The 22,191-nt window shown below is 70.4% G+C and carries 20 protein-coding genes; 7 read left to right on the forward strand and 13 right to left on the reverse strand.

Annotated elements, in window-relative coordinates; all coding sequences use genetic code 11:
• Positions 1–87: 87 nt before the first annotated feature.
• A complete protein-coding gene (gene recQ, locus ABT001_RS31220) occupies positions 88–2,091 on the forward strand; it encodes a DNA helicase RecQ (RefSeq protein WP_351284551.1) in 2,004 nt (667 codons plus the stop codon).
• 19 nt (positions 2,092–2,110) lie between these two features.
• Here the strand turns inward: recQ and ABT001_RS31225 are convergent, their stop codons facing one another.
• The 4 genes from ABT001_RS31225 to ABT001_RS31240 form a co-directional block, all read right to left on the reverse strand.
• Positions 2,111–2,719 (reverse strand): Uma2 family endonuclease, encoded by a 609-nt coding sequence (locus ABT001_RS31225; RefSeq protein WP_351284554.1) that lies wholly within the window; start codon positions 2,717–2,719, stop codon positions 2,111–2,113.
• 154 nt (positions 2,720–2,873) lie between these two features.
• Complete coding sequence (gene fahA / locus ABT001_RS31230; protein WP_351284557.1) at positions 2,874–4,103, reverse strand: fumarylacetoacetase; 1,230 nt, start codon at positions 4,101–4,103, stop codon at positions 2,874–2,876.
• Between the two features lie 125 nt (positions 4,104–4,228).
• Complete coding sequence (locus ABT001_RS31235; RefSeq protein ID WP_351284560.1) at positions 4,229–6,223, reverse strand: CocE/NonD family hydrolase; 1,995 nt, start codon at positions 6,221–6,223, stop codon at positions 4,229–4,231.
• Between the two features lie 9 nt (positions 6,224–6,232).
• Entirely contained in the window at positions 6,233–7,732 is a 1,500-nt protein-coding gene (locus ABT001_RS31240) for a peptide MFS transporter (RefSeq protein WP_351284563.1), read from the reverse strand.
• A gap of 156 nt (positions 7,733–7,888) precedes the next feature.
• Between ABT001_RS31240 and ABT001_RS31245 the strand changes: the two genes are divergently transcribed.
• The 5 genes from ABT001_RS31245 to ABT001_RS31265 all read left to right on the forward strand — a co-directional run bounded on the left by ABT001_RS31245 (position 7,889) and on the right by ABT001_RS31265 (position 13,071).
• Positions 7,889–8,899: a polyprenyl synthetase family protein gene (locus ABT001_RS31245; protein ID WP_351284566.1), complete on the forward strand. Its 1,011-nt coding sequence runs from the start codon at positions 7,889–7,891 to the stop codon at positions 8,897–8,899.
• A 192-nt stretch (positions 8,900–9,091) separates the two neighbouring features.
• A complete protein-coding gene (locus ABT001_RS31250) occupies positions 9,092–10,330 on the forward strand; it encodes a LolA family protein (RefSeq protein ID WP_351284569.1) in 1,239 nt (412 codons plus the stop codon).
• 85 nt (positions 10,331–10,415) lie between these two features.
• The gene (locus ABT001_RS31255) at positions 10,416–11,408 is read left to right on the forward strand and encodes an ABC transporter ATP-binding protein (RefSeq protein ID WP_351284572.1); all 993 of its coding nucleotides are present in this window, start codon (positions 10,416–10,418) and stop codon (positions 11,406–11,408) included.
• Entirely contained in the window at positions 11,395–12,279 is an 885-nt protein-coding gene (locus tag ABT001_RS31260; RefSeq protein WP_351284574.1) for an ABC transporter permease, read from the forward strand. The genes ABT001_RS31255 and ABT001_RS31260 overlap by 14 nt, the downstream gene beginning before the upstream one ends.
• Positions 12,280–12,477: 198 nt before the next feature.
• Entirely contained in the window at positions 12,478–13,071 is a 594-nt protein-coding gene (locus tag ABT001_RS31265; protein ID WP_351284576.1) for a TetR/AcrR family transcriptional regulator, read from the forward strand.
• Here the strand turns inward: ABT001_RS31265 and ABT001_RS31270 are convergent.
• The 5 genes from ABT001_RS31270 to ABT001_RS31290 form a co-directional block, all read right to left on the reverse strand.
• On the reverse strand, positions 13,064–13,609 hold the full coding sequence (locus tag ABT001_RS31270) for a flavodoxin family protein (RefSeq protein ID WP_351284578.1): 546 nt from the start codon (positions 13,607–13,609) through the stop codon (positions 13,064–13,066). The genes ABT001_RS31265 and ABT001_RS31270 overlap by 8 nt on opposite strands.
• Before the next feature lie 162 nt (positions 13,610–13,771).
• Positions 13,772–14,581: an HAD family hydrolase gene (locus ABT001_RS31275; RefSeq protein ID WP_351284581.1), complete on the reverse strand. Its 810-nt coding sequence runs from the start codon at positions 14,579–14,581 to the stop codon at positions 13,772–13,774.
• 9 nt (positions 14,582–14,590) lie between these two features.
• Entirely contained in the window at positions 14,591–15,091 is a 501-nt protein-coding gene (locus tag ABT001_RS31280) for a hypothetical protein (protein ID WP_351284584.1), read from the reverse strand.
• Between the two features lie 94 nt (positions 15,092–15,185).
• Positions 15,186–16,175, reverse strand: coding sequence for an EamA family transporter RarD (rarD, locus tag ABT001_RS31285; protein ID WP_351284586.1), 990 nt, complete (start codon positions 16,173–16,175; stop codon positions 15,186–15,188).
• A gap of 128 nt (positions 16,176–16,303) precedes the next feature.
• On the reverse strand, positions 16,304–17,164 hold the full coding sequence (locus ABT001_RS31290; RefSeq protein WP_351284588.1) for an SDR family oxidoreductase: 861 nt from the start codon (positions 17,162–17,164) through the stop codon (positions 16,304–16,306).
• A gap of 98 nt (positions 17,165–17,262) precedes the next feature.
• Between ABT001_RS31290 and ABT001_RS31295 the strand changes: the two genes are divergently transcribed.
• On the forward strand, positions 17,263–17,664 hold the full coding sequence (locus ABT001_RS31295) for a winged helix-turn-helix transcriptional regulator (RefSeq protein ID WP_351284591.1): 402 nt from the start codon (positions 17,263–17,265) through the stop codon (positions 17,662–17,664).
• Between the two features lie 7 nt (positions 17,665–17,671).
• Here the strand turns inward: ABT001_RS31295 and ABT001_RS31300 are convergent, their stop codons facing one another.
• The 4 genes from ABT001_RS31300 to ABT001_RS31315 form a co-directional block, all read right to left on the reverse strand.
• On the reverse strand, positions 17,672–18,673 hold the full coding sequence (locus ABT001_RS31300) for a 2-oxoacid:ferredoxin oxidoreductase subunit beta (RefSeq protein ID WP_502967551.1): 1,002 nt from the start codon (positions 18,671–18,673) through the stop codon (positions 17,672–17,674).
• Positions 18,674–18,728: 55 nt separating this feature from the next.
• Complete coding sequence (locus ABT001_RS31305) at positions 18,729–20,684, reverse strand: 2-oxoacid:acceptor oxidoreductase subunit alpha (RefSeq protein ID WP_351284596.1); 1,956 nt, start codon at positions 20,682–20,684, stop codon at positions 18,729–18,731.
• 284 nt (positions 20,685–20,968) lie between these two features.
• Positions 20,969–21,628, reverse strand: coding sequence for a LuxR C-terminal-related transcriptional regulator (locus ABT001_RS31310; protein ID WP_351284601.1), 660 nt, complete (start codon positions 21,626–21,628; stop codon positions 20,969–20,971).
• Between the two features lie 248 nt (positions 21,629–21,876).
• Positions 21,877–22,191 (reverse strand): sensor histidine kinase (locus tag ABT001_RS31315; RefSeq protein ID WP_351284598.1); only part of this gene is annotated, 315 nt, incomplete at its 5' end.

A 22,191-nucleotide genomic window follows, 5' to 3' on the forward strand; every position in this document is an offset into this window, starting at 1 on the left:
CCTTGGAAAGTCAAGGCCGTCCGGCGTTGTCGTACGCGGCGCCTATGGTTGCCGGTGACGGGTGAAGACGGACGGACGGGCGCGACCATGAGTGTGACGACCGAGAGCGCCGCGCAGCAGACGCTGCACCGGGTGTTCGGGTACGAGACGTTCCGCGGCGAGCAGGGCGCGGTGATCGAGCATGTCGTCGAGGGCGGTGACGCGGTCGTGCTCATGCCCACCGGCGGCGGCAAGTCCCTCTGCTACCAGATCCCCGCCCTGGTCAGGCCCGGTACCGGCATCGTGATCTCCCCGCTGATCGCGCTCATGCAGGACCAGGTCGACGCCCTGCGGGCGCTCGGTGTCCGTGCGGGTTTCATGAACTCCACGCAGGACTTCGACGAGCGCCGCTCGATGGAGGCCCAGTTCGTCGCCGGAGAGCTGGACGTCCTGTACCTGGCCCCCGAGCGGCTGCGCCTGGACTCCACCCTCGCGCTCCTGGCACGCGGTGAGATCTCCGTCTTCGCCATCGACGAGGCGCACTGCGTCGCCCAGTGGGGCCACGACTTCCGCCCCGACTACCTGGCCCTGTCCGTGCTGGGCGAGCGCTGGCCCGGCGTACCCCGCATCGCGCTGACGGCCACGGCGACCGACGCCACGCACCGGGAGATCACCCAGCGCCTGGGCATGCCCGACGCCCGGCACTTCGTGGCCAGCTTCGACCGGCCCAACATCCAGTACCGCATCGTGGGGAAGTCCGACCCGAAGAAGCAGCTGCTCACCTTCCTCAAGGAGGAGCACGCCGGGGACGCCGGCATCGTCTACTGCCTCTCGCGCAACTCGACGGAGAAGACCGCCGAGTACCTCTGCCGCAACGGCATCGAGGCCGTGCCCTACCACGCGGGCCTGGACGCGGCGACGCGCGCCACCCACCAGTCGCGCTTCCTGCGCGAGGAGGGCCTGGTCGTCGTCGCGACCATCGCCTTCGGCATGGGCATCGACAAGCCCGACGTGCGCTTCGTCGCCCACCTCGACCTGCCGAAGTCCGTCGAGGGCTACTACCAGGAGACCGGTCGCGCGGGGCGGGACGGGGCACCGTCCACGGCCTGGATGGCGTACGGGCTCCAGGACGTCGTCCAGCAGCGCAAGCTGATCCAGGGCGGTGAGGGCGACGAGGCCTTCCGGCGCCGTGCGGCCTCGCACCTGGACTCGATGCTCGCGCTCTGCGAAACGGTCCAGTGCCGCCGCGCCCAGCTCCTGACGTACTTCGGCCAGGAGCCCGGCGAGGAGACCTGCGGCAACTGCGACACCTGTCTCTCCCCGCCCGAGACCTGGGACGGCACGGTGGTCAGCCAGAAGCTGCTGTCCACCGTGGTCCGGCTGAAGCGGGAGCGGAATCAGAAGTTCGGGGCCGGGCAGATCATCGACATCCTGCTGGGCCGCAGGACCGCGAAGGTCATCCAGTTCGACCACGACCAGCTCTCGGTCTTCGGCATCGGCGAGGAACTGGCCGAGGCGGAGTGGCGCGGTGTCGTGCGCCAGCTGCTGGCCCAGGGGCTCCTCGCCGTCGAGGGCGAGTACGGCACGCTGGTGCTGACCGAGGAGAGCGGCACCGTGCTCGGCCGGGAGCGCGAGGTACAGCTCCGCAAGGAGCCGAAGCGGCCCACGACCCGGTCCGGCGGGACGGGCGAGCGCAAGGCCAAGTCGGCGGCGGCCGTGGCCGACCTCCCGGCCGAGGCCGTCCCGGTCTTCGAAGCGCTGCGCGCCTGGCGCGGCGCCCAGGCCAAGGAGCTGGGCCTCCCGGCGTACGTGATCTTCCACGACGCGACCCTGCGGGAGATCGCCGCGCTGCGCCCCGGGTCCCTGGCCGAACTGGGCGGGGTCAGCGGCCTCGGCGAGAAGAAGCTCGCGACGTACGGCGAGGGGGTGCTGGAGGTGCTGGCGGGGCTGGGGGACGTGGCCCCTGCCGCCACGCCTCCGGAGGCGGCTCCCGCAGCGGCACCCGAACCGGCCCCCGAGCCGACCCGGGCCCCGGTGCCGGCGGCCCGCCCCGCCGCCCAGGACGCGGACCCGGAGTTCGGCTGGGACGAGGAGCCGCCCGAGTTCGAGTGAGCCGGGGCGGCGGGGCGTGTTATCGGGGGTCGGCCGCGCGGCGGCGGGAGACGATCGCGGCCAGGTCGAGCTCCACGGGGAAGGGCGTGGAGACCTTCATCCGGTCGTGGAAGATCCCCGTGGACGTGTACGCGCCGGTCGCAGGCTCGAGCTCGAAGACGTAGACGACCGCCCGACCGTCCTGGTTCTCCACTCGCCAGTAGTGCGGGATCTTCGCCCGCGCGTACTTCACGGGTTTGGTCTCCCGATCACGGGTGACGGACTCGTCGGAGACGACCTCGATCGCCAGCAGCACACTGTTCGCGGGGAACCGAGTCTGCCGCAGGCTCTCGACCGCGTCCGCGCGCACGACGACGACATCGGGTTCCGGCCGGTTCTGGAAGTCGACGTCGATGGTGAACTCGCGAAAGACTTCCAGGTCGAGCGGTGCCAGCGACTGCAACTGCCACTTCAGGTAGTCGATCGCACGCTCATGGAAAACGGTCTGCGGACTCACGAAAACAAGGCTCCCGTCGATCAGCTCCGTATGCGGAGGCAGATTCGGGAGTGTGTCCAGGTCATCGGCGGTCCAGCCGCCCACGGGCGGGACCGCCCACCGTGGCTCGGGGGCCTCGGGTTCGATGCTCATCAGTGCTCCCATACGAAGGAGTCTCGCGGGTGATTCCAGCGTATCGGGCGCGAACAGACCAGGGCTGCCCAAACGTATGAGCGGCTCACGCGTCGATGACCACCGCCCTGACCAGCCCCGTTCGCCCCGCGCCGCCCGCCCCGGGCGCAGGGGTTCACGCCGCGGCCGTGATCCGTCCGGTGACCTCGCCGAGTCCGACCCGGGTGCCGTGCGGCCCCGGGGCCCAGGCGGTCAGGGTGACGATGTCGCCGTCCTCCAGGAAGGTCCGCTTGCCCTCGGGCAGGTCCAGCGGATCGCGGCCGTTCCAGGTGAGCTCCAGCAGGGAGCCGCGCCGGCCGGGCTCGGCGCCGCTGACGGTGCCGGAGCCGTACAGGTCGCCCGTGCGCAGCGAGGCGCCGTTCACCGTCATCTGGGCCAGCTGCTGGGCCGCCGTCCAGTACATGGAGGCGAACGGCGGCTCGGAGACGGTCTGCCCGTTGATCTCCACCGAGATCCGGATGTCGAAGCCGCCCGGCTCCTCGTCGTCCGCGTCCTCCAGATACGGGAGCAGCTCGACGTCCCGGGCGGGCGGTGCCGTGCGGGCCGCGTCCAGGGCCTCCAGCGGGGTGACCCACGCCGACACGGAGGTGGCGAAGGACTTGCCGAGGAACGGGCCCAGCGGCACGTACTCCCAGGCCTGGATGTCCCGCGCCGACCAGTCGTTGAGCAGGGAGAGCCCGAAGACGTGCTCGCGGAAGTCGCCGAGCGCCACGGGGGAGCCCTGCTCCGAGGGGACGCCCACGACGAAGCCGACCTCGGCCTCGATGTCCAGCTTCACCGAGGGGCCGAACACCGGGGCGGGGTCGGCCGGTGCCTTGCGCTGCCCGGAAGGACGCACCACGTCCGTGCCGGAGACGACGACCGTGCCGGCCCGGCCGTGGTAACCGATCGGCAGGTGCTTCCAGTTGGGGGTGAGGGCCGCCCCGTCGGGACGGAAGATCTTTCCCACATTGGTGGCGTGGTGCTCGCTGGCGTAGAAGTCGACGTAATCCGCGACCTCGTACGGCAGGTGCAGGGTCACCGAGTCGAGCGGGTGGAGCAGTGGCTCCAGGTCCGGGCGGTGGGACGGGACCGTCACCCATCCGGTCAACGCCCGCCGTACGTCGCGCCACGCGGTGCGCCCCGCCGCCAGCAGCGGCATCAGGCTGGGCTGCGCCAGCAGTCTGGCGTACGGCGAACCGAGTGCGTGTGCCGCCGCTCCGGCGTCCAGCACATACCGGCCGATGCGGACTCCGACCCTTCGGTCCTCGGGGTGCCCGGGGGTGGAGAACACGCCGTACGGAAGGTTGTGCGGACCGAAGGGATCGCCCTCGGCCAGGTCGAGCGGGCTGCTCTGCTCGGGCATCTGTCGCTGCCCCTTTCCAGTCGCTTGAGGAACACGGTACGTCGGCCCGGCCGTTCGGCGGCAGTGCCTCAAGTAGCCGTGATGCCCGGAAAGTTCTGTGTTAACCCTGGTCAGCCCGCCCCTGGTCAGCCCGCCGTGCGCGGGATCCTCTTCTCCCAGGTCCGGTGGAAGACGATCTCGGCACCGTCCTTGCACACGACCTCGTTGGACGTGATGAAGTCGTTCTCGTCCGCGCTCGTCTCCGAACGTGTCTCGACGCGCACGTCCCAGGCCATCTCGGGCCGGTGCAGCCGGATCGTCCAGTCCGAACGGGCCCTGGCCGACAGCGGGTCGTCCTGCTGGATCGTGTAGGTCTCCAGCGCGTCCTCGGTGAACTCCAGCCCGTCCGGGTAGACCCGCGTGCCGCCGTAGCGCGGGTCGACCTCCAGGCGCCATTCGCCCTTGGCGACGTCCCTGACCACCAGGCGTTCGGGGCGCTGCTCGTCGAGCGTGGCGGGGAAGACGACGCCGAGCGGCTCCGACTGCTCCGGTTCGCCGAAGGTGATCCCCGGGGCCTCGGTGTGCCGGCGCACCGGGAGTTCGACGAGGCTCCCGTCCGCTTCGAGGGTGAAGCCCGCGGAGCCCGCCTGCGGCCAGATCCACGGCCAGTACGAGGACGAGACGGCGAGTCTGATCCGGTGGCCGGGCGGGAAGGTGTGCCCGATGCCGTTCAGCTCGAAGGTGACGTCCTCGGTCTCCCCGACGGGCCAGTCCTCGGCGCGGTCGCGCCCGTGCCGGGTGGCCAGGTTGAGGGCGCCGCGGGTCACCAGGGTGGAGGACCCGTCCGGGGCCACGTCGCAGAGGCGGGCGATCGCCTGGCCGCGCGGTACGTCCATGCGGACGCGGAGCGTCACCCTGGGCCGTCCGAGGATCTCGATGGGGGCGTCCGCCACGGGGAATTCGAAGCACACCGACTTGGCGTCCTCGTCCCGCTGGTCCGGCGGCAGGTCGGCGTCGTTGCCGAACGGGAAGAAGCGGCCCGCGTCCAGGCCGGTCTGCTGCGGTGAGTGGACGGTCTGTTCCCCTCCCGCCAGGGCGTACGCCACCGGAGTGACGTTCTCGGACGGCCAGTGGGCGTCGCCGACCCAGCGGCCGGGCAGCGTCTCGTAGACCGTTGCGGGCGGGTGCGAGCCGCTGATCCAGGACCGCAGCAGGGGCTCGTTCATCACCCCGGTGTCCTTGTCCTTCAGGTGCTGGTCCCACCAGCGCAGCGTCTCCTGAAGGAAGCCGATGGCGGGGCCCGGGGGCAGTCCGCGGTCCGGGTACTGGTGCGACCAGGGGCCGATCAGCCCGCGTACCTTCCCCGGGTCCAGGTGCTCGACGAGCCGCAGGACCGTGTCCCGGTAGGGGTCGTGCCAGCCGCCCACCGCCAGGACCTTCGCCTGGACGGCGCCGTAGTCCTCGCAGACGCTGCCGTGCTTCCAGTAGTCGTCACGGGTCTGGTGCGCCAGCCACGTATGGATGAACGGTTCCACCTTTTCGAGCCGCCGCAGCCACATGTCGCGCCAGTCGTCGCCGACGTCCGCCGGGTCCGGGGGCCGGGAGACGAAGGCCAGCATGGTGGAGGCCCAGGCGTGCATGTCCACGCCGAGGACGGAGCCGCCCATGTAGTGGACGTCGTTGTCGTACCGGTCGTCGGCCGAGCAGACGGTGACGACCGCCTTCAGGGGTTCCGGGGCGAGCGCGGCGATCTGGAGCGAGTTGAAGCCGCCCCAGGAGATGCCGAACATGCCGACCCGGCCCGAGCACCACTCCTGCTGGGCCAGCCAGTGCACCACCGCGACCCCGTCGGCGAGCTCCGTCGCGTCGTACTCGTCACCCGGCATGCCCTCGCTGTTGCCGTGTCCGCGCACATCGACGCGGACGGAGGCGTAGCCGTGGCCCGCGTACCAGGGGTGGCGCTGCCAGTCGCGCGGCGCCGTCCAGTCGCTGAGCCGGTAGGGCAGGTACTCCAGCAGCGCGGGCACCGGTTCGTCGGTGACCGGACGCCAGATCCTGGCGTACAGCTGGGTGCCGTCCGCCAACGGGATGTAGAGGTCCTCGTGGGTGGTCTCGTACGGGAAATCGGTGCGGATGTGCATGGTGGTACCTCAGTGGACGGGGTGCATGGTGCGCTTGAGCCAGGGAGCGGCGGCGATGACGGCCACACCGGCCACCACCGCGATAGCGCCATTGACACCGAAGTAGGCGGGGATGGAGACCTCGCCGTAGAGCTTCACGATCTGCGCCTGGATGCCGTTGGCGAGGGCCAGCGACAGGAACCACAGCGCCATGGTCTGGCTGGCGAACGCCTTGGGCGCGAGCTTCGTGGTGGCGGACATGCCGGAGGTCTCCAGCAGGATGTCGCCGAGACCGAGCAGCAGATAGGAGCCGACGATCCACCAGGCGGCCATCTCGTACGTGTCGTCCGCGTGGCCGGAGGTCGGAAGGACCATCAGGAGGAAGGACAGGCCGCCGAGGATCACCCCGATCGCGATCTTGTTCGAGGCGTGTGGCTGACGCGGCCCCATCCGGGCCCAGACGGCGGCCACGACGGGTGCCAGCGCGACCTCGAAGGCTCCCAGCGCGGAGGCGTACCAGCTCGCCGGGAAGTGGAAGCCGAAGATCTCCGTGCGGGCGTTCGTCGAGGCGAGCAGCATCATCGTCGAGTACGCCTGGAAGAGGATGAAGTTGAACACGACGGAGGCCAGGAACAGCACGACGTACGGCCGGAGCCTGCCGCGCTCCTCCGGGGTGACCCGGGGGCTCCTGAACATCACGACGAAGTACACGACGGGCGCGATCACCGAGACGAGGGTGAGTACGTCGACGAACCGGTCCATCGTGAGCCAGCCGGCCAGCGCCAGGGCGGTGGCCACCAGGGCGGCCGCCACGATGCCGGCCACGATCGTCAGCACGGCCCTGCGCATCGGGCCGGGCGCGAGGGCGTACTCCGCCGCGTGCTTTCGTCCGGCCAGGTGACGCCGGCCCGCGACGTACTGGATCAGGCCGAGCGTCATGCCGATCGCGGCGGCCGAGAAGCCCCAGTGCCAGCTCGCGTGGTCGCCGAGCCAGCCGGTGACCAGGGGGCCGGCGAAGGCGCCGATGTTGATGCCCATGTAGTAGAGCGCGAAGCCGGCGTCCCGGCGCTGGTCCCGGGTGCTGTAGAGCTTGCCGACCATCGAGGCGACGTTGGGCTTGAGCAGGCCCGTTCCGGCGCTGATCAGCCCGAGGCCCACCCAGGTCATCGTGGCGGTGGGCACGGCCATGGCGTAGTGGCCGCAGGCGATGAGGATGCCGCCGTAGAGGACGGCGCGGTACGAGCCGAGCATGCGGTCGGCCAGCCAGCCGCCCGCCACGGACACGAGGTAGACGAGGGTGCCGTAGGCGGCGGACACGGAGGCGGCGGTGCCCGGGTCCATGCCCATGCCGCCGTCGGAGACCTTGTCGGCGAAGAAGAGGACCAGGATGGCCTGCATCCCGAGGAACGAGAACCGTTCCCAGACCTCCAGTCCCGACAGGGTCATCAGACCCCGTGGCTGGCCGAAGAAGGCCTGGTCGTCTTCGGGTGGTGGCTGGACCGGTTCGGTACCGGTCGCGGTGTGGGACAAAGCGACAACTCCTGATCGTATGAGCTGATGTCGAACATACCGGCGGCGGCGGGAAGGCGCCCACGGTGATCCAAAGGGGACCGGATACGCTGACTTGAGTGAGGACAGCGACACATCGACATTCCGTGTGATCGTCAGCAGACAGGAGATCCCCTCGTGACCGTCGTCGGGCCGTTCGGGCTGAGCGTGCGGGACCAGGCACTTGAGGCCGATGTCCAGGCCGGTTTGGCCGCTGTCGAGGCGGGGCTGCTGGCTGCCACCAAGAGCGAGGTCCCGTTCATCACGGAGGCCGCACAGCACCTGGTCAGCGCCGGTGGCAAGCGCTTCCGGCCGCTGCTCGTGATGCTCGCGGCCCAGTTCGGCGACCCCGACGCTCCGGGCGTCGTCCCTGCGGCCGTCGTCGTCGAGCTGACCCATCTGGCGACGCTGTACCACGACGACGTGATGGACGAGGCGGACGTACGCCGCGGTGTGGAGAGCGCCAACACCCGCTGGGGCAACTCCGTCGCCGTCCTGACGGGTGACTTCCTCTTCGCCCGCGCCTCGCACATCCTGGCCGACCTCGGCCCGGAGGCCGTCCGTATCCAGGCGGAGGCGTTCGAACGCCTGGTCACCGGTCAGATCCTGGAGACGGCGGGCCCGCGCGACGGACGTGACCCGGTGGACCACTACATGGACGTGCTGAGCGGCAAGACCGGCTCGCTGGTCGCCGTGTCCGGCCGGTTCGGCGCACTGATGGCCGGGGCCGACGAGTCGGTCGTCGACATCCTCACCCAGTACGGCGAACGCCTCGGTATCGCCTTCCAGCTCGCGGACGACGTCCTGGACATCGCCTCCGACTCCCACGAGTCGGGCAAGACCCCCGGCACCGACCTGCGCGAGGGCATCCCCACCCTGCCGGTGCTCCACCTGCGTGCGCGGGCCGCGGCCGAGGGCCGTGCGGAGGACGAGGAGCTCGTGGCGCTGCTGGACGGCGACCTCGCCGACGACGCCAGGCTCGCCGAGGCCCTGCGCGGGCTGCGCGCCCACCCGGCACTCGAACAGGCGCGGCGCGACACCGTCCGCTACGCCCAGGAGGCCCGGGCCACGCTGGCCCCCCTGCCCGAGTGCTACGCGAAGGCCGCGCTCGAGGAGCTGTGCGACGCCGTGGTGCACCGCGCGGGCTGACCCTTAGGGTCTTTCGTCAGGGTGGGTCATCCCGGAGAGGTACGCACAGTTGCTCCCGGGGGCTGACGCTTGTGGCCGCCCGATTTGGTCAGATGGAGAACAACCACTCCTGACCACATCGGGTGAGAATGGCGGCGGGGAGTGGAATCGTGCACAGGGATGGCAGCCGCCGACCACGGAGGTAGAGCACACATGGCACCGAACGACAGCGCACAGACCAACGGCGAGGCCACGGGCACTGTCGTGGGCCGTCGGAAGGCGGCGCGCTACATCGTCCCGTTCGCGGTCGCGGGGGTGGCGGCGGCGACGATCGGACTCGTCCCCGCGCTCGCGGACTCGGGCGACCCGGAACTGCCCGGCATCACCGCGCAGGCACTCATCGAGAAGATCGCCGCATCGGACGAGGAGCAGCTCTCCGGCACGCTGAAGGTCAGCACGGACCTCGGCATCCCGTCGCTCGGCGGGCTGGCGGACTCCTTCGCGCCGGGCGCGGGAACGGGATCGGGCGAGTCGAGCGCGTCCCCCGACACCAAGCTGATGGAGCTCACCTCCGGGACGCACACGCTCCGCGTCGCGGTCGACGGCCCCGACAAGCAGCGCCTCTCCATCCTCGGTGAGGGCTCCGAATACAGCCTCGTCCACAACGGGGACGACGTCTGGGGCTACGACAGCGAGAGCAACGAGGTCTACCACGCGCAGTCCGACGGGACCGGTCGCGCGGGTGGGAAGGCCGAGGAGCACAAGGCGCCCGAAGGGGTGCCGACCACTCCGAAGGAGCTCGCCGAGGAGGCGCTCGCCGCCGTCGGTGACACCACGTCCGTCACGGTCGGCGGCACGACGCAGGTGGCGGGGCGAGACGCCTACAAGCTCGTCATCAAGCCCAAGCAGTCCGGTTCGACGATCGGGTCGGTCACGGTCGCGGTCGACGCCTCGACCGGCGTCCCGCTGAAGTTCACACTGGCCCCGAGCAGCGGCGGCAAGGCCGCCGTCGACGCCGGCTTCACCCAGGTCGACTTCGCGAAGCCCGAGGCCTCCACCTTCACCTTCACCCCGCCCAAGGGGGCGAAGGTGACGGAGGCCGACGAACTGGAGGCCGAGGCGGCGGAGAAGGGCGCGGCGAAGAAGGCCCAGGAGGACCTGTCCGCACTGGAGGACTTCAAGGGCCTCGACGTCATCGGCGAGGGCTGGAACGCCGTCGCACAGATCGAGCTGCCGGGCGGGGCCGGGCTGCCCGCCCAGGGCTCCGGCGACGTACCCCCGCAGGCAGAGCAGTTCCTGGACGCGCTCGGTGACGAGGTCACCGGGGACTTCGGCTCGGGCACGGTCTTCAAGACGCGCCTCGTCAACGCGCTGATGACGGACGACGGCAAGGTCTTCGTCGGCGCGGTCACCGAGGACGCGCTGGTCAAGGCGGCCGACGCCGCCAAGTAGGACGCACCGCAGGTCCCGCCCCGTCGTACGCTCCGTACGGCGGGGCGGTTCCGTGCACGGCGCAGCGACAGGACCGGGAGTGCGCATGACCGACACAGAGGTGGCGAGGGCGGGACGGGGCACGGAGCCGGAGCCGGAGCCCGGCACCGTGATCGAGACGCGTGCGCTCACCAAGCGCTACCGCGGCGGACAGGTGGCCGTCGACGGGCTCGACCTCGCCGTCCCAGCCGGAAGCGTCTTCGGCTTCCTCGGGCCCAACGGCTCCGGCAAGACCACCACGATCCGGATGCTCATGGGGCTCATCGACCCGACCTCCGGCACCGCACACGTCCTGGGCCGCCCCATGCCGGACGCCGCCCGCACGGTGCTCCCGCAGGTCGGCGCGCTCATCGAAGGGCCCGCGCTGTACGGGTTCCTGACGGGCCGCGACAATCTCGTACGCTTCGACTCCGCCGACCCGGCGGCCGATCCCCGCACCCGGCGCGCGCGGGTGGGCAGCGCCCTGGACCGGGTCGGGCTGGCCGCCGCGGCCGGCAAGAAGGCCAAGGCCTACTCACTGGGGATGAGGCAGCGCCTCGGGCTGGCCGCCGCTCTCCTCCAGCCGCGCCGGCTGCTCGTGCTGGACGAACCGACCAACGGTCTCGACCCGCAGGGCATGCGCGAGATCCGCTCCCTGGTCCGGGAGCTGGCGGACGAGGGCACCACCGTCTTCCTCTCCTCGCACCTGCTCGACGAGATCGCACAGGTCTGCACCCACGCGGCGGTGATGGCTCGTGGCCGCCTCCTCGTCCAGGGCCCGGTCGCCGCGCTCGCGGCGGGCGCCCGGGGCCGGCTCGCCGTGACCACCCCCGATGCCGGTGAAGCGGCCCGCGTCCTCGCCGAACACGGGGCCACGGGCCTTGTGACCGACGGGGACCGGGTGAGCGCCGACGCGCCGCCGGGCGAGATGGAACTCGCCGACCTCAACGCCGCCCTGGTGCGCGACGGTGTCCGCGTACGCGCCTTCGGCGTCGAGCGGGCCTCGTTGGAGGACGCCTTCGTCGCACTCACCGGAGAGGGATTCGATGTCGCAGGCTGAACTCACGGCGGCCCCCGCGGTCCGCACACCGCGCCGTGCGCTGTGGACCCTCGGGCTCCTCCGCTCCGAACTGACCACCACCCTCCGCCGGTGGCGCACCCTTGCGCTGCTCGGGGTGCTGGCGGCCGTGCCCGTGCTCATCGGGATCGCCGTACGGATCGAGACGGGCGACGGTTCGGGTGGCGGGCCGGGCGGCGGCGGTCCCGCCTTCCTCGCCCAGGTCACCAACAACGGTCTGTTCCTGGTCTTCGCGGCACTCTCCGCGACGCTTCCCGTCTTCCTCCCGATGGCCGTGGGCGTCATCGCGGGGGACTCCGTGGCGGGGGAGGCGAGCGGCGGCACCCTGCGCTATCTGCTGGTCGCACCGGCGGGCCGCACCCGGCTGCTGCTCGCGAAGTACGCGTCCGTCCTGGTGTTCTGCCTGATCGCCACCCTGGTCGTGGCGGTGTCGGCGCTCGTGACGGGGGCGCTGCTCTTCCCCGTCGGGGAGGTCACGACGATCTCGGGGACTCGGATCGGCTTCGGCGAAGGACTGCTGCGGGCCGGACTGATCGCGATCGCGGTGGCGGTGTCCCTCGTCGGCTTCGCGGCGCTGGGCCTCTTCGTCTCGACCCTCACCGACAGCGGGATCGCGGCGATGGCGGCGACGGTCGGGGTGCTGATCACCGTGCAGATCCTGGACACCATGCCCCAGCTGGACGGGATCCATCCGTATCTCTTCCCGCACCACTGGCTGTCCTTCACGGACCTGCTGCGGGAACCGGTCTACTGGGACGAGATGGTCAGGAACCTGGGTCTGCAGGCGCTCTACGCGGCGGTGTTCGGCTCTGCGGCCTGGGCGCGTTTCACGACGAAGGACATCAGCGTCTGAGGGGACCCGGCACAGGCCGTCCGTACCGTCGGCCGGTCGAGCCGTCCCCCGATCGGCTCGTCGCGGCACGAACGGCACGAACGGTGTGGTGCACGGAACGTCACGACACGGTACGTTCCGTTTCCAGCTTGGTCATTGTTCGACTTTTGGCGACGCCCTGTCAATAAGCGGTGGGGTGAATCCCCCTATGCTCACCGAATGATCACACCGCCGAGTACCCTGCGCCGTAGCGAGAGGTCGCGGCGGGCGACGCTGGACGCCGCGCTGGAGCTGTGTACGGAGAAGGCGTACGGCCGGGTCACGGTCGAGGCCATCGCCGCGCGCGCCGGTGTGAGCAAGAAGACGATCTACCGTTGGTGGCCGTCCAAGGGCGCGGTGCTGCTGGAGGCGTTCGCCGAGGTGTTCATCGGTGCCACGCCGTTCGTCGACACCGGAGACATCGCGGCGGATCTGCGGACCCACATCAACGGTGCGGTGAAGCTGGTCTCGACGCCGCCCTACGGGCCGGCGTACTCCGGGATCCTGTCGGAGATGCACCACGACGACGCCCTCGCGAGGGCCGTGCGCGAACAGTTGGTCGACCCTCGCTTCGAGGCCGCCGTGGGGCGCCTGCGGCGGGCCCAGGATCAGGGGCAGATTCCCGCCGGGGCCGATCTGCGCCTCGCGGTGGAGCTGCTCTACGGCCCCGTGTACTACCGCCATGTGCTGCGGAAGCCGGCCCAGGACGAGGCGACGGTCGCCGCGCTGGTGTCGCACGTCCTGAGGTCCCTCTCGGCGGAGTGCGTCAGCTGAAGAAGGCCTTCGCGTCGGCCACCGCGCCGGTGTCGGTCAGTACGTCACCGGGCTTGCTGCCGTTGCCCAGCAGTACCCCGCCCCAGCGCATCCCCAGATAGTGCGCAGAATTCCGCAGCGTCCCCGTGAGGGGGTCGGCGACCTCCGTGTCGGTGTCGGCGAGCGCGGTGACACCCCAGAGGGTCTTCCCGGCCATCCGTCGCTGGAAGTCGACTCCGGGAGTCTCCAGCCAGCCCGACCACTCGTCCAGGTAGCGCTTGGTGGACGCCGAGACCGAGTACCAGTACAGCGGTGAGGCGATGACCACGTCGGTGGCGGCGAGTGTCGCCTCCAGCAGGGCCGCGGAGTGCCCGGTGGGGGTGGAGTGGCCGTCCGTGTGCCGGCGGTCCTCGAAGGCGGGCAGCGGAAGGTCCCGCAGGTTCAGCCAGCGCTGCTCCGTGCCGGCCGGGAGCTGTTCGGCCGCGAGACGGGCGAGGGTCTCGGTGTTGCCGTCGGCGCGGCTGCTGCCGAGCAGGAAGAGGAAGGTGCGCGTGCTCATGGTGTGCCCCCAGGGAGTGTGCGTACGGCTCTTGGACGCGTGCGGCGTTCAGGTGCGTGCGGCTTTTACCTGCGTACGCATCATATGCATGTGCATGAAGTTCGGGGGAGATGTTTTCCGGCCACGGGGCTCGGTCGTGAGTCTCCGGGCGGGAGCGTGCTCTCAGGCGAACAGCCGCTCCAGCACCACCGCGACTCCGTCGTCCTCGTTCGACGACGTGATCTCGTCGGCTTCCGCCCGCAGCTCCGCGTGGGCGCCCGCCATCGCCACCCGGTGGCCCGCGAGGCGGAACATCGGCAGGTCGTTGGGCATGTCGCCGAACGCCACCGCGCCGGCGGGGTCGCGGCCCAGCAGTCCGGCCGCCTCCGTGATGCCGGTTCCCTTGTCCACGCCGTACGGCGCCAGCTCCACCGTGCCCGGGCCCGCCATCGTGACGGACGCCAGATCGCCCACCGCCCCACGGGCGGTCGCGGCCAGTTCGTCGTCCGTCAGCTCCGGATGGCGTACGAGCACCTTGATGACCGGCGCCGCCCACAGCTCCTCGCGCCGTTCCGTGCGCTGTGCGGGGAGCGTGGGATGCGGCATGCGGTAGCCCGGCTCGATCAGGGTCCGGCCCTCGGCGCCGTCCTGGTCGACCGCGGCGAACACCTGCCCCACCTCGGCCTCGATCTTGCCGAGCGCGGTCTCGGCCAGGTCCCGGTCCAGCGTGACCGAGCGCAGCATGCGGGCCGCCCCGGCGTCGTACACCTGGGTGCCCTGCCCGCAGACCGCGAGACCGTCGTAGCCGAGGGCCGCGAGCACGGTGCGTATGCCGGGCACCGGACGGCCCGTGACGATCAGATGCCGTGCCCCTGCCGACGCCGCGCGGACGAGGGCGGCGCGGGAGCGCGGGCTCACGGTGTCGTCGGAACGCAGCAGCGTGCCGTCCAGATCCGTGGCGACCATGGTGTATGCGGCGAGAGGCGTGAACATGGGATCAGCCTAGAGAGATCGGCGCTCCGCCGGACCTCGCTGACCTGCGCGGACGGTCGGCTCCGTCGGCGGGCAGGCCTCGCAGACGTGCGTGCCGAGCGCCACCAGCAGATCCCCCGCCGCCGCGCGCACCGCCGGATCACCGTCCGAGGCCAGCCGCTCGGCCGTCACCCGGCCGGTCAGGACCGCCAGGTGGGCGTCCCTGGTCCACTCGGAACGGTGTGCCCGGCCGTGGGCGAGGATCGTCCCCAGCAGGCCGAGCACGCCCGCGCGGTCCTTGACGGTCTCCATGGCGGCGAGTTCCCACAGGAACGGAACCGTGGCGGCCGTGGCGTCGAACGCGGCCATGGCGCCGATCCACCGCCCCAGATCGCTCAGCGCGTCCTCCGCCGACTCGCTGTCGCCCCACGCGATCCGCGAGAGCGTCCCGGGGACCTGGGACGCGGAGCCCCGGGCATGGCGCAGCTCGTGCCACCGGACGTGCCTCATGCCCCTCAGGATCGTCCCCATCCGGGCACTCAACCAGCCTTTGCGGGTGCCGTCCACCATGTCCGCGCACTCATCGGATCCGGCTTCGGCGGCCTGCGGGAAAGCGGCCCGGTGACTACCTGGCGGTGGGGGTGTTCGCGTCCGGCGCGGTGACGGGGGCCGCCCCCGCGGGCGCCGCGGCCTCCACCGCCCGCACGGCCAGCCGCAGGGCCTCCGACCGTGTGCGCCGTGCCGTCCGCAGGGCGTCCCAGGTCAACAGCATCAGCGCCACCCAGACCAGCGCGAAGCCGGCCCACCGCTCGGGCGGCATCGCCTCGTGGAAGTACAGGATGCCGAGCGCGAACTGGAACACCGGCGCCAGGTACTGCAGGAGGCCCAGGACGGAGAGCGGTACCCGGATCGCCGCGGCGCCGAAGCAGACGAGAGGGATCGCGGTGACCAGCCCCGTCACGGCGAGGAGTACGCCGTGGCCTGCACCCCCGGCCAGGAACGTCGCGTCGCCGCTCGCCCCGAGCCACATCAGGAAGCCCAGCGCCGGTACGAAGAGCACGGCCGTCTCGGCGGCCAGGGATTCCAGGCCGCCCATGTTGACCTTCTTCTTCACCAGGCCGTACGTCGCGAACGAGAACGCCAGCACCAGCGAGATCCACGGCGGCTGCCCGTAGCCGATCGCCAGTACGAGCACCGCGGTGAAGCCGGTCGCCACCGCGGTCCACTGGACAGGCCTCAGCCGCTCACCGAGCAGCAGGACGCCCATCGCGATCGTGACCAGGGGATTGATGAAGTAGCCGAGCGACGCCTCGACGACATGGCCGTTGTTGACGGACCAGATGTAGAGACCCCAGTTGACCGAGATCACCGTAGCGGCGATCGCGATCAGCCCCAGCCGCCGGGGTTGGCGTATCAGCTCGCCGATCCACGCCCAGCGGCGCAGGAACAGCAGGGCGAGACCGACGACGCCCAGCGACCACACCATCCGGTGGGCGAGGATCTCCACGGCCCCCGACGGTTCCAGCAGCGGCCAGAAGAGGGGCACGAGGCCCCACATCCCGTACGCGCCGATTCCGTACAGCAGGCCGGCCCGCTGTTCGTTCTTCCCCTTCACGGGCCCTCCTGGCACTCCTGCGACGGCTGCGGTCGACAGACCGCCGACTGCACGACCGTAGCGCCGGGAAGGGCTCTCTGTCATTGCCGTCTCAGGGAAACGGTCATGACAGGCGTCGCCGTGCCCGCTCAGGCGGCGGCGACCGCCGAGGCGACCGTCTCGGCCAGGGGAGTGGTCGGCCGGCCGATCAGGCGGGCAAGGTCGCCGCTCGTCCCGGCGAGCAGACCGCGTGCGATGGCCTCGTCGACGTCGACGAGGATCGCGGCCATGGGCTCCGGCAGCCCGGCCCCGACGAGGATCTCCTGGTGGACCGCGGCCGGGACGTTCCGGTAGGCGATGTCCCGGCCGGTGGCGGCCGCGACCACGGCGGCGTACTCGGTCAGTGACCAGGCCACGTCGCCGCTCAGTTCGTACACCGCGCCGAGGTGTCCCTCGCCGGTCAGTACGGCGGCGGCCGCGTCCGCGTAGTCGGCCCGGGTGGCGGAGGCGATCCGCCCGTCGCCCGCGTTCGCGACGACGGCGCCGTGCTCCAGGACGGGTGCCAGATTCGCCGTGTAGTTCTCGGTGTACCAGCCGTTGCGCAGGAAGGTGTGGGGGAGCCCGGAGTCCAGGATCAGCTGCTCGGTCACCTTGTGCTCGGCGGCCAGCCGGAAGTCGGCGTCGGGGCCGCCGAGCACGCCGGTGTACGCGAGCTGTGCGACGCCCGCGGCCTTGGCGGCCTCGACCACGGCGGTGTGCTGCGGAACGCGTCGGCCGACCTCGCTCGCCGAGATCAGCAGCACCCGGTCGCCCGCCCCGAAGACATCGGCGAGGGTCTCGGGCCGGTCGTAGTCCGCGATGCGGAGTTCCACGCCCCGGGCGGCGAGCGGGGCGGCCTTCTCCTTGTCGCGGACGACCGCCGCGACCGACTCCGCGGGGACCGTGGCGAGCAGCCGCTCGACGACGAGACGGCCGAGCTCGCCGGTGGCTCCGGTGACAACGATGCTCATGGGGTTCCTCCTGATGCGCTGATCCTGTACGGCTTCGTACTTACTGTAGGAGGTGCACTTTCTGTTTGACAGTACCCACTTTGAAGTAAGGTACAGGCATGAGCGTAAGTGAGGTCGTGAACGTCAACCAGCCGATGTGCCCCTCCCGGCTGGTGCTGGAGCACGTCACCAGCCGCTGGGGGGTGCTGGTGCTCGCCGCCCTGCTGGAGCGGTCGTACCGCTTCGGCGAGCTGCGTCGGACCGTGGGCGGCGTCAGCGAGAAGATGCTGGCCCAGACCCTGCAGACCCTGGAGCGGGACGGTTTCGTGCACCGGGACGCCAAGCCGGTGATCCCGCCGAGGGTGGACTACTCGCTGACCCCGCTCGGCAGGGAGGCCGCGGAGCAGGTCTGGGGCCTGGCCCGGTGGGTGGAGCGGCGGCTGGACGCGGTGGAGACCGCCCGCGAGACATACGACGAGGCCCGGAGCCGATCGGCTCCGGGCCTCGTCGGGCAGGGGTGACGGCGGATCAGCCGACCACGGTCCAGGTGTCGCTGCCGGCCAGCAGGGCGCTCAGGTCACCCTTGCCGTGCTGCTCGGTCGCGGCGTCGAGCTGGTCGGACATCAACGTGTCGTAGACCGGGCGCTCCACGCTGCGCAGCACTCCGATCGGCGTGTGGTGCAGCGTGTCCGCGTCCGCCAGCCGGGACAGCGCGAACGCGGTCGTGGGGCTGGGGTTGTGGGCGTCGTGGACGAGGATCCGCGACTGGTTCTCCTCGGTGACCGCGACGACGCTCAGGTCACCTGTCAGGGGGTCGCGGACGACACCCTTCGCCTCGTCGGCCCCGAAGCGGATCGGCTTTCCGTGTTCGAGGCGGATGACCGCCTCCTGGGCCCGCTCCTTGTCCTTCAGCACCTCGAAGGCGCCGTCGTTGAAGATGTTGCAGTTCTGGTAGATCTCCACCAGAGCCGTGCCCGGGTGGTCGGCGGCCGCGCGCAGCACGCTCGTGAGGTGCTTGCGGTCGGAGTCGACGGTACGGGCGACGAAGGTGGCCTCGGCGCCCAGGGCGAGGGAGACCGGGTTGAAGGGGGCGTCGAGCGACCCCATCGGCGTCGACTTGGTGATCTTGCCGACCTCGGAGGTGGGACTGTACTGCCCCTTGGTGAGACCGTAGATCCGGTTGTTGAACAACAGGATCTTGAGGTTGACGTTGCGGCGCAGGGCGTGGATGAGGTGGTTCCCGCCGATGGACAGCGCGTCGCCGTCGCCGGTGACGACCCAGACGGACAGGTCGCGACGGGAGGTGGCCAGGCCCGTGGCGATGGAGGGGGCGCGGCCGTGGATGGAGTGCATCCCGTACGTGTTCATGTAGTACGGGAAGCGGGACGAGCAGCCGATGCCGGAGACGAAGGTGATGTTCTCCTTGGCCAGCCCCAGTTCGGGCATGAAGCCCTGCACGGCCGCGAGGACCGCGTAGTCACCGCAGCCCGGGCACCAGCGCACCTCCTGGTCGGACTTGAAGTCCTTCATGGACTGCTTGCCCTCGGCCTTGGGAACGAGCTGAAGGAGTTCGTTGGCGTTGGCGTCAGGCACCGTTGGCCTCCTTGAAGACTGTGGCGAGCTGCTCGGCCTTGAAGGGCATTCCGTTGACCTGGGTGTAACTCTGCGCGTCCACGAGGTACTTGGCCCTCAGCAGCATGGCGAGCTGACCGAGGTTCATCTCCGGGACGACGACCTTGTCGTAACGCTTCAGGACCTCGCCGAGATTTCCCGGGAAGGGGTTGAGGTGGCGAAGATGGGCCTGCGCGATGGTCTCGCCGTCCGCGCGGAGCCGGCGTACCGCCGCCGTGATCGGCCCGTACGTCGAACCCCAGCCCAGGGCCAGGGTCTTCGCGCCTGCCGGGTCGTCGACCTCCAGGTCGGGGACCTGGATGCCGTCGATCTTCGCCTGGCGGGTGCGGACCATGAACTCGTGGTTGGCCGGGTCGTAGGAGATGTTCCCCGAGCCGTCCTGCTTCTCGATCCCGCCGATCCGGTGTTCGAGGCCCGGGGTTCCCGGTACGGCCCAAGGACGAGCCAGGGTCTCCGGGTCCCGCTTGTAGGGCCAGAACACCTCCGTGCCGTCGGCGAGCTCGTGGTTCGGCCCGGTCGCGAACTGTGTCCGCAGGTCGGGGAGGCTGTCCACCTCGGGGATCCGCCACGGCTCGGAGCCGTTCGCCAGGTACCCGTCCGAGAGGAGGAAGACCGGAGTCCGGTAGGTGAGCGCGATCCGGGCGGCGTCCAGGGCCGCGTCGAAGCAGTCCGCCGGGGTCCTCGGCGCCACGATCGGGACCGGCGCCTCACCGTTGCGCCCGTACATGGCCTGAAGCAGATCGGCCTGTTCCGTCTTGGTCGGCAGACCGGTGGAGGGGCCCCCGCGCTGGATGTCGATGATCAGCAGCGGCAGCTCCAGCGACACCGCCAGCCCGATGGTCTCCGACTTCAGAGCCACACCCGGGCCGGACGTGGTCGTCACCCCCAGCGACCCGCCGAACGCGGCACCGAGCGCCGCCCCGATCCCGGCGATCTCGTCCTCCGCCTGGAAGGTCCGCACACCGAAATTCTTGTGCTTACTGAGCTCGTGCAGGATGTCGGACGCCGGAGTGATCGGATACGAGCCGAGGTACACCGGCAGATCCGCCTGTCGGCCCGCCGCGATCAGCCCGTACGACAACGCGAGATTTCCGGAGATATTCCGGTAGGTGCCCGTCGGGAAAGCATGGGACGCCGGTGCGACCTCGTACGAGACCGCGAAATCCTCCGTCGTCTCGCCGAAATTCCAGCCCGCGCGGAAAGCCGCCACATTCGCCTCGGCGATGGCCGGTTTCTTGGCGAACTTCGACCGGAGGAATGTCTCCGTCCCCTGGGTCGGACGGTTGTACATCCAGGACAACAGCCCGAGCGCGAACATATTCTTCGACCGCTCGGCCTCCTTACGGGAAAGCCCGAACTCCTTCAGCGCCTCGATCGTCAAGGTCGTCAACGGAACCGGGTGCACGTTGTACGCCTCGAGCGATCCATCCTCCAAGGGGGACTCGGCATACCCGACCTTCGCCATCGGGCGCTTGGTGAACTCATCCGTGTTCACGATGATGTCGGCCCCGCGCGGCACATCGGCGATGTTCGCCTTCAGCGCCGCCGGGTTCATCGCGACCAGTACGTTCGGCGCATCGCCCGGTGTCAGGATGTCGTGGTCCGCGAAATGCAGCTGGAACGAGGACACACCCGGGAGCGTGCCGGCGGGTGCCCGGATCTCGGCGGGGAAGTTGGGCAGCGTCGACAGGTCGTTCCCGAACGACGCCGTCTCCGACGTGAACCGGTCACCTGTCAACTGCATCCCGTCACCCGAGTCACCCGCGAAGCGGATGATCACCCGGTCCAGACGGCGTACTTCCTTCTCGGTGGCACCCGTACCGTCGACCTGCGGGGCACGCTGCTCCCCGACGACAGCCTCACTGGCCTCATCGGACTTTCCGGCTGGGCTACTGACCTGGCTGGTCACTGAACTGGACCTCCCTCGGGGCGGCGGCTCGGGACCGGCCGGCCCGCCGGCGGTCCAGGCCCCACCTTACTTCTGTAAGGGTCGCCTTCCTTGGACCGGTCATATGGTGGACGCCCTTTAGGGACATGAATGCGTCACTCTTTGCCACATTTTCCGGCCCATCGATCAATGATCACTGGATGGACCCCCTTCGACACTCATCCTTTCGTCCTAGGTCGAGGTGAGCCAGGGGTCGTTCGCGGCCGGTGGGCCACCCAGATGATCACGGGTAGATCATCGCGTTGTCATGAGTTCAGATAAGTGAGAACGGCGAGAACGCGCCGGTGATCCCCGTCACTGGGAGCCAGGCCGAGTTTCAGGAAGATGTTGCTGACGTGCTTCTCCACGGCTCCGTCGCTGACCACCAGCTGGCGGGCCACGGCTGAATTCGTACGCCCCTCCGCCATCAGACCGAGCACCTCCCGCTCGCGCGGTGTGAGCCTCGTCAGCACGTCCTGCTTGCGGCTGCGTCCCAGCAGCTGGGCCACCACCTCGGGGTCCAGCGCGGTCCCGCCCTGCGCCACCCGCACCACGGCGTCCACGAACTCCCTGACGTCGGCGACCCGGTCCTTCAGGAGGTAGCCCACGCCGCGGCTGCTGCCGGCCAGCAGCTCGGTGGCGTACTGCTCCTCGACGTACTGGGAGAGCACCAGCACCCCGATGCCCGGGTGGTCCTTGCGCAGCCGCACGGCGGCCCGCACACCCTCGTCGGTGTGCGTCGGTGGCATCCGTACGTCGGCGACCACGACGTCCGGCAGCGCGTCCTCTCCCGCGAGGTCGCTCACCGTCTTGATCAGTGCCTCGGCGTCCCCCACCCCGGCGACGACATCGTGCCCGAGATCGGTCAGCAGCCGGGTGAGACCTTCCCGGAGCAGCACCGAATCCTCGGCGATGACGACCCGCACTCTTTCCTCCACGACGTTGTGTCCCCCACTGTCGGTGTTCTTCGTGTACGCGCGCTGTGCGCGCCGCCCTTGTCCGACCAGCATTCCAGCATCGGCGCCCGGGCGGGCCGCACACCAGCGGTTCCGGCTCCACCGGACGCGCCGCAGTGCCCCGGCCGCCGTGATGGCGGCCGGGGCACTGCGCTCGGCCCGTGCGCGGGCTCACTGCCCGCGCGTCAGGTCCGGGGCTCGGATGCGGAGCCCACGTCTCAGCCCCGCCAGGGCAGCTCGGCGGTGACCGTGGTGGGACCGCCGGCGGGGGAGTCGACGACGAGGACGCCGTCCACCGCGTCCAGCCGCTCCGTCAGTCCGGCCAGACCACTGCCCGTCGACACACCGGCTCCGCCGCGCCCGTCGTCGGTGACCTGGAGCATCAGCCGGTCGGCCGTGCGCCATACGTCGACCGTGGCGCGGGTGGCCCGGGCGTGCTTGCTGACGTTCTGGAGGAGTTCGGAGACGGTGAAGTAGGCGATGCCTTCGATGGCCTGTGCGGGTCGTGATTCCAGGTCCACGGTGACTTTCAC

The sequence above is a fragment of the Streptomyces sp. NPDC002793 genome (genome assembly GCF_040295485.1).
GTDB lineage: Bacteria > Actinomycetota > Actinomycetes > Streptomycetales > Streptomycetaceae > Streptomyces.

What these genes read in the sequence shown, in the direction of transcription:
- ABT001_RS31290 (WP_351284588.1), bottom strand. Translation starts at nt 17,164, where the DNA reads ATGAGCATCGTTGTCACCGGAGCCACCGGCGAGCTCGGCCGTCTCGTC.
- ABT001_RS31295 (WP_351284591.1), top strand. Translation starts at nt 17,263, where the DNA reads ATGAGCGTAAGTGAGGTCGTGAACGTCAACCAGCCGATGTGCCCCTCC.
- ABT001_RS31265 (WP_351284576.1), top strand. Translation starts at nt 12,478, where the DNA reads ATGATCACACCGCCGAGTACCCTGCGCCGTAGCGAGAGGTCGCGGCGG.
- ABT001_RS31270 (WP_351284578.1), bottom strand. Translation starts at nt 13,609, where the DNA reads ATGAGCACGCGCACCTTCCTCTTCCTGCTCGGCAGCAGCCGCGCCGAC.
- ABT001_RS31255 (WP_351284572.1), top strand. Translation starts at nt 10,416, where the DNA reads ATGACCGACACAGAGGTGGCGAGGGCGGGACGGGGCACGGAGCCGGAG.
- ABT001_RS31235 (WP_351284560.1), bottom strand. Translation starts at nt 6,223, where the DNA reads ATGCACATCCGCACCGATTTCCCGTACGAGACCACCCACGAGGACCTC.
- ABT001_RS31250 (WP_351284569.1), top strand. Translation starts at nt 9,092, where the DNA reads ATGGCACCGAACGACAGCGCACAGACCAACGGCGAGGCCACGGGCACT.
- ABT001_RS31225 (WP_351284554.1), bottom strand. Translation starts at nt 2,719, where the DNA reads ATGAGCATCGAACCCGAGGCCCCCGAGCCACGGTGGGCGGTCCCGCCC.
- fahA (WP_351284557.1), bottom strand. Translation starts at nt 4,103, where the DNA reads ATGCCCGAGCAGAGCAGCCCGCTCGACCTGGCCGAGGGCGATCCCTTC.
- ABT001_RS31280 (WP_351284584.1), bottom strand. Translation starts at nt 15,091, where the DNA reads ATGGGGACGATCCTGAGGGGCATGAGGCACGTCCGGTGGCACGAGCTG.
- ABT001_RS31300 (WP_502967551.1), bottom strand. Translation starts at nt 18,673, where the DNA reads ATGAAGGACTTCAAGTCCGACCAGGAGGTGCGCTGGTGCCCGGGCTGC.
- recQ (WP_351284551.1), top strand. Translation starts at nt 88, where the DNA reads ATGAGTGTGACGACCGAGAGCGCCGCGCAGCAGACGCTGCACCGGGTG.
- ABT001_RS31275 (WP_351284581.1), bottom strand. Translation starts at nt 14,581, where the DNA reads ATGTTCACGCCTCTCGCCGCATACACCATGGTCGCCACGGATCTGGAC.
- ABT001_RS31260 (WP_351284574.1), top strand. Translation starts at nt 11,395, where the DNA reads ATGTCGCAGGCTGAACTCACGGCGGCCCCCGCGGTCCGCACACCGCGC.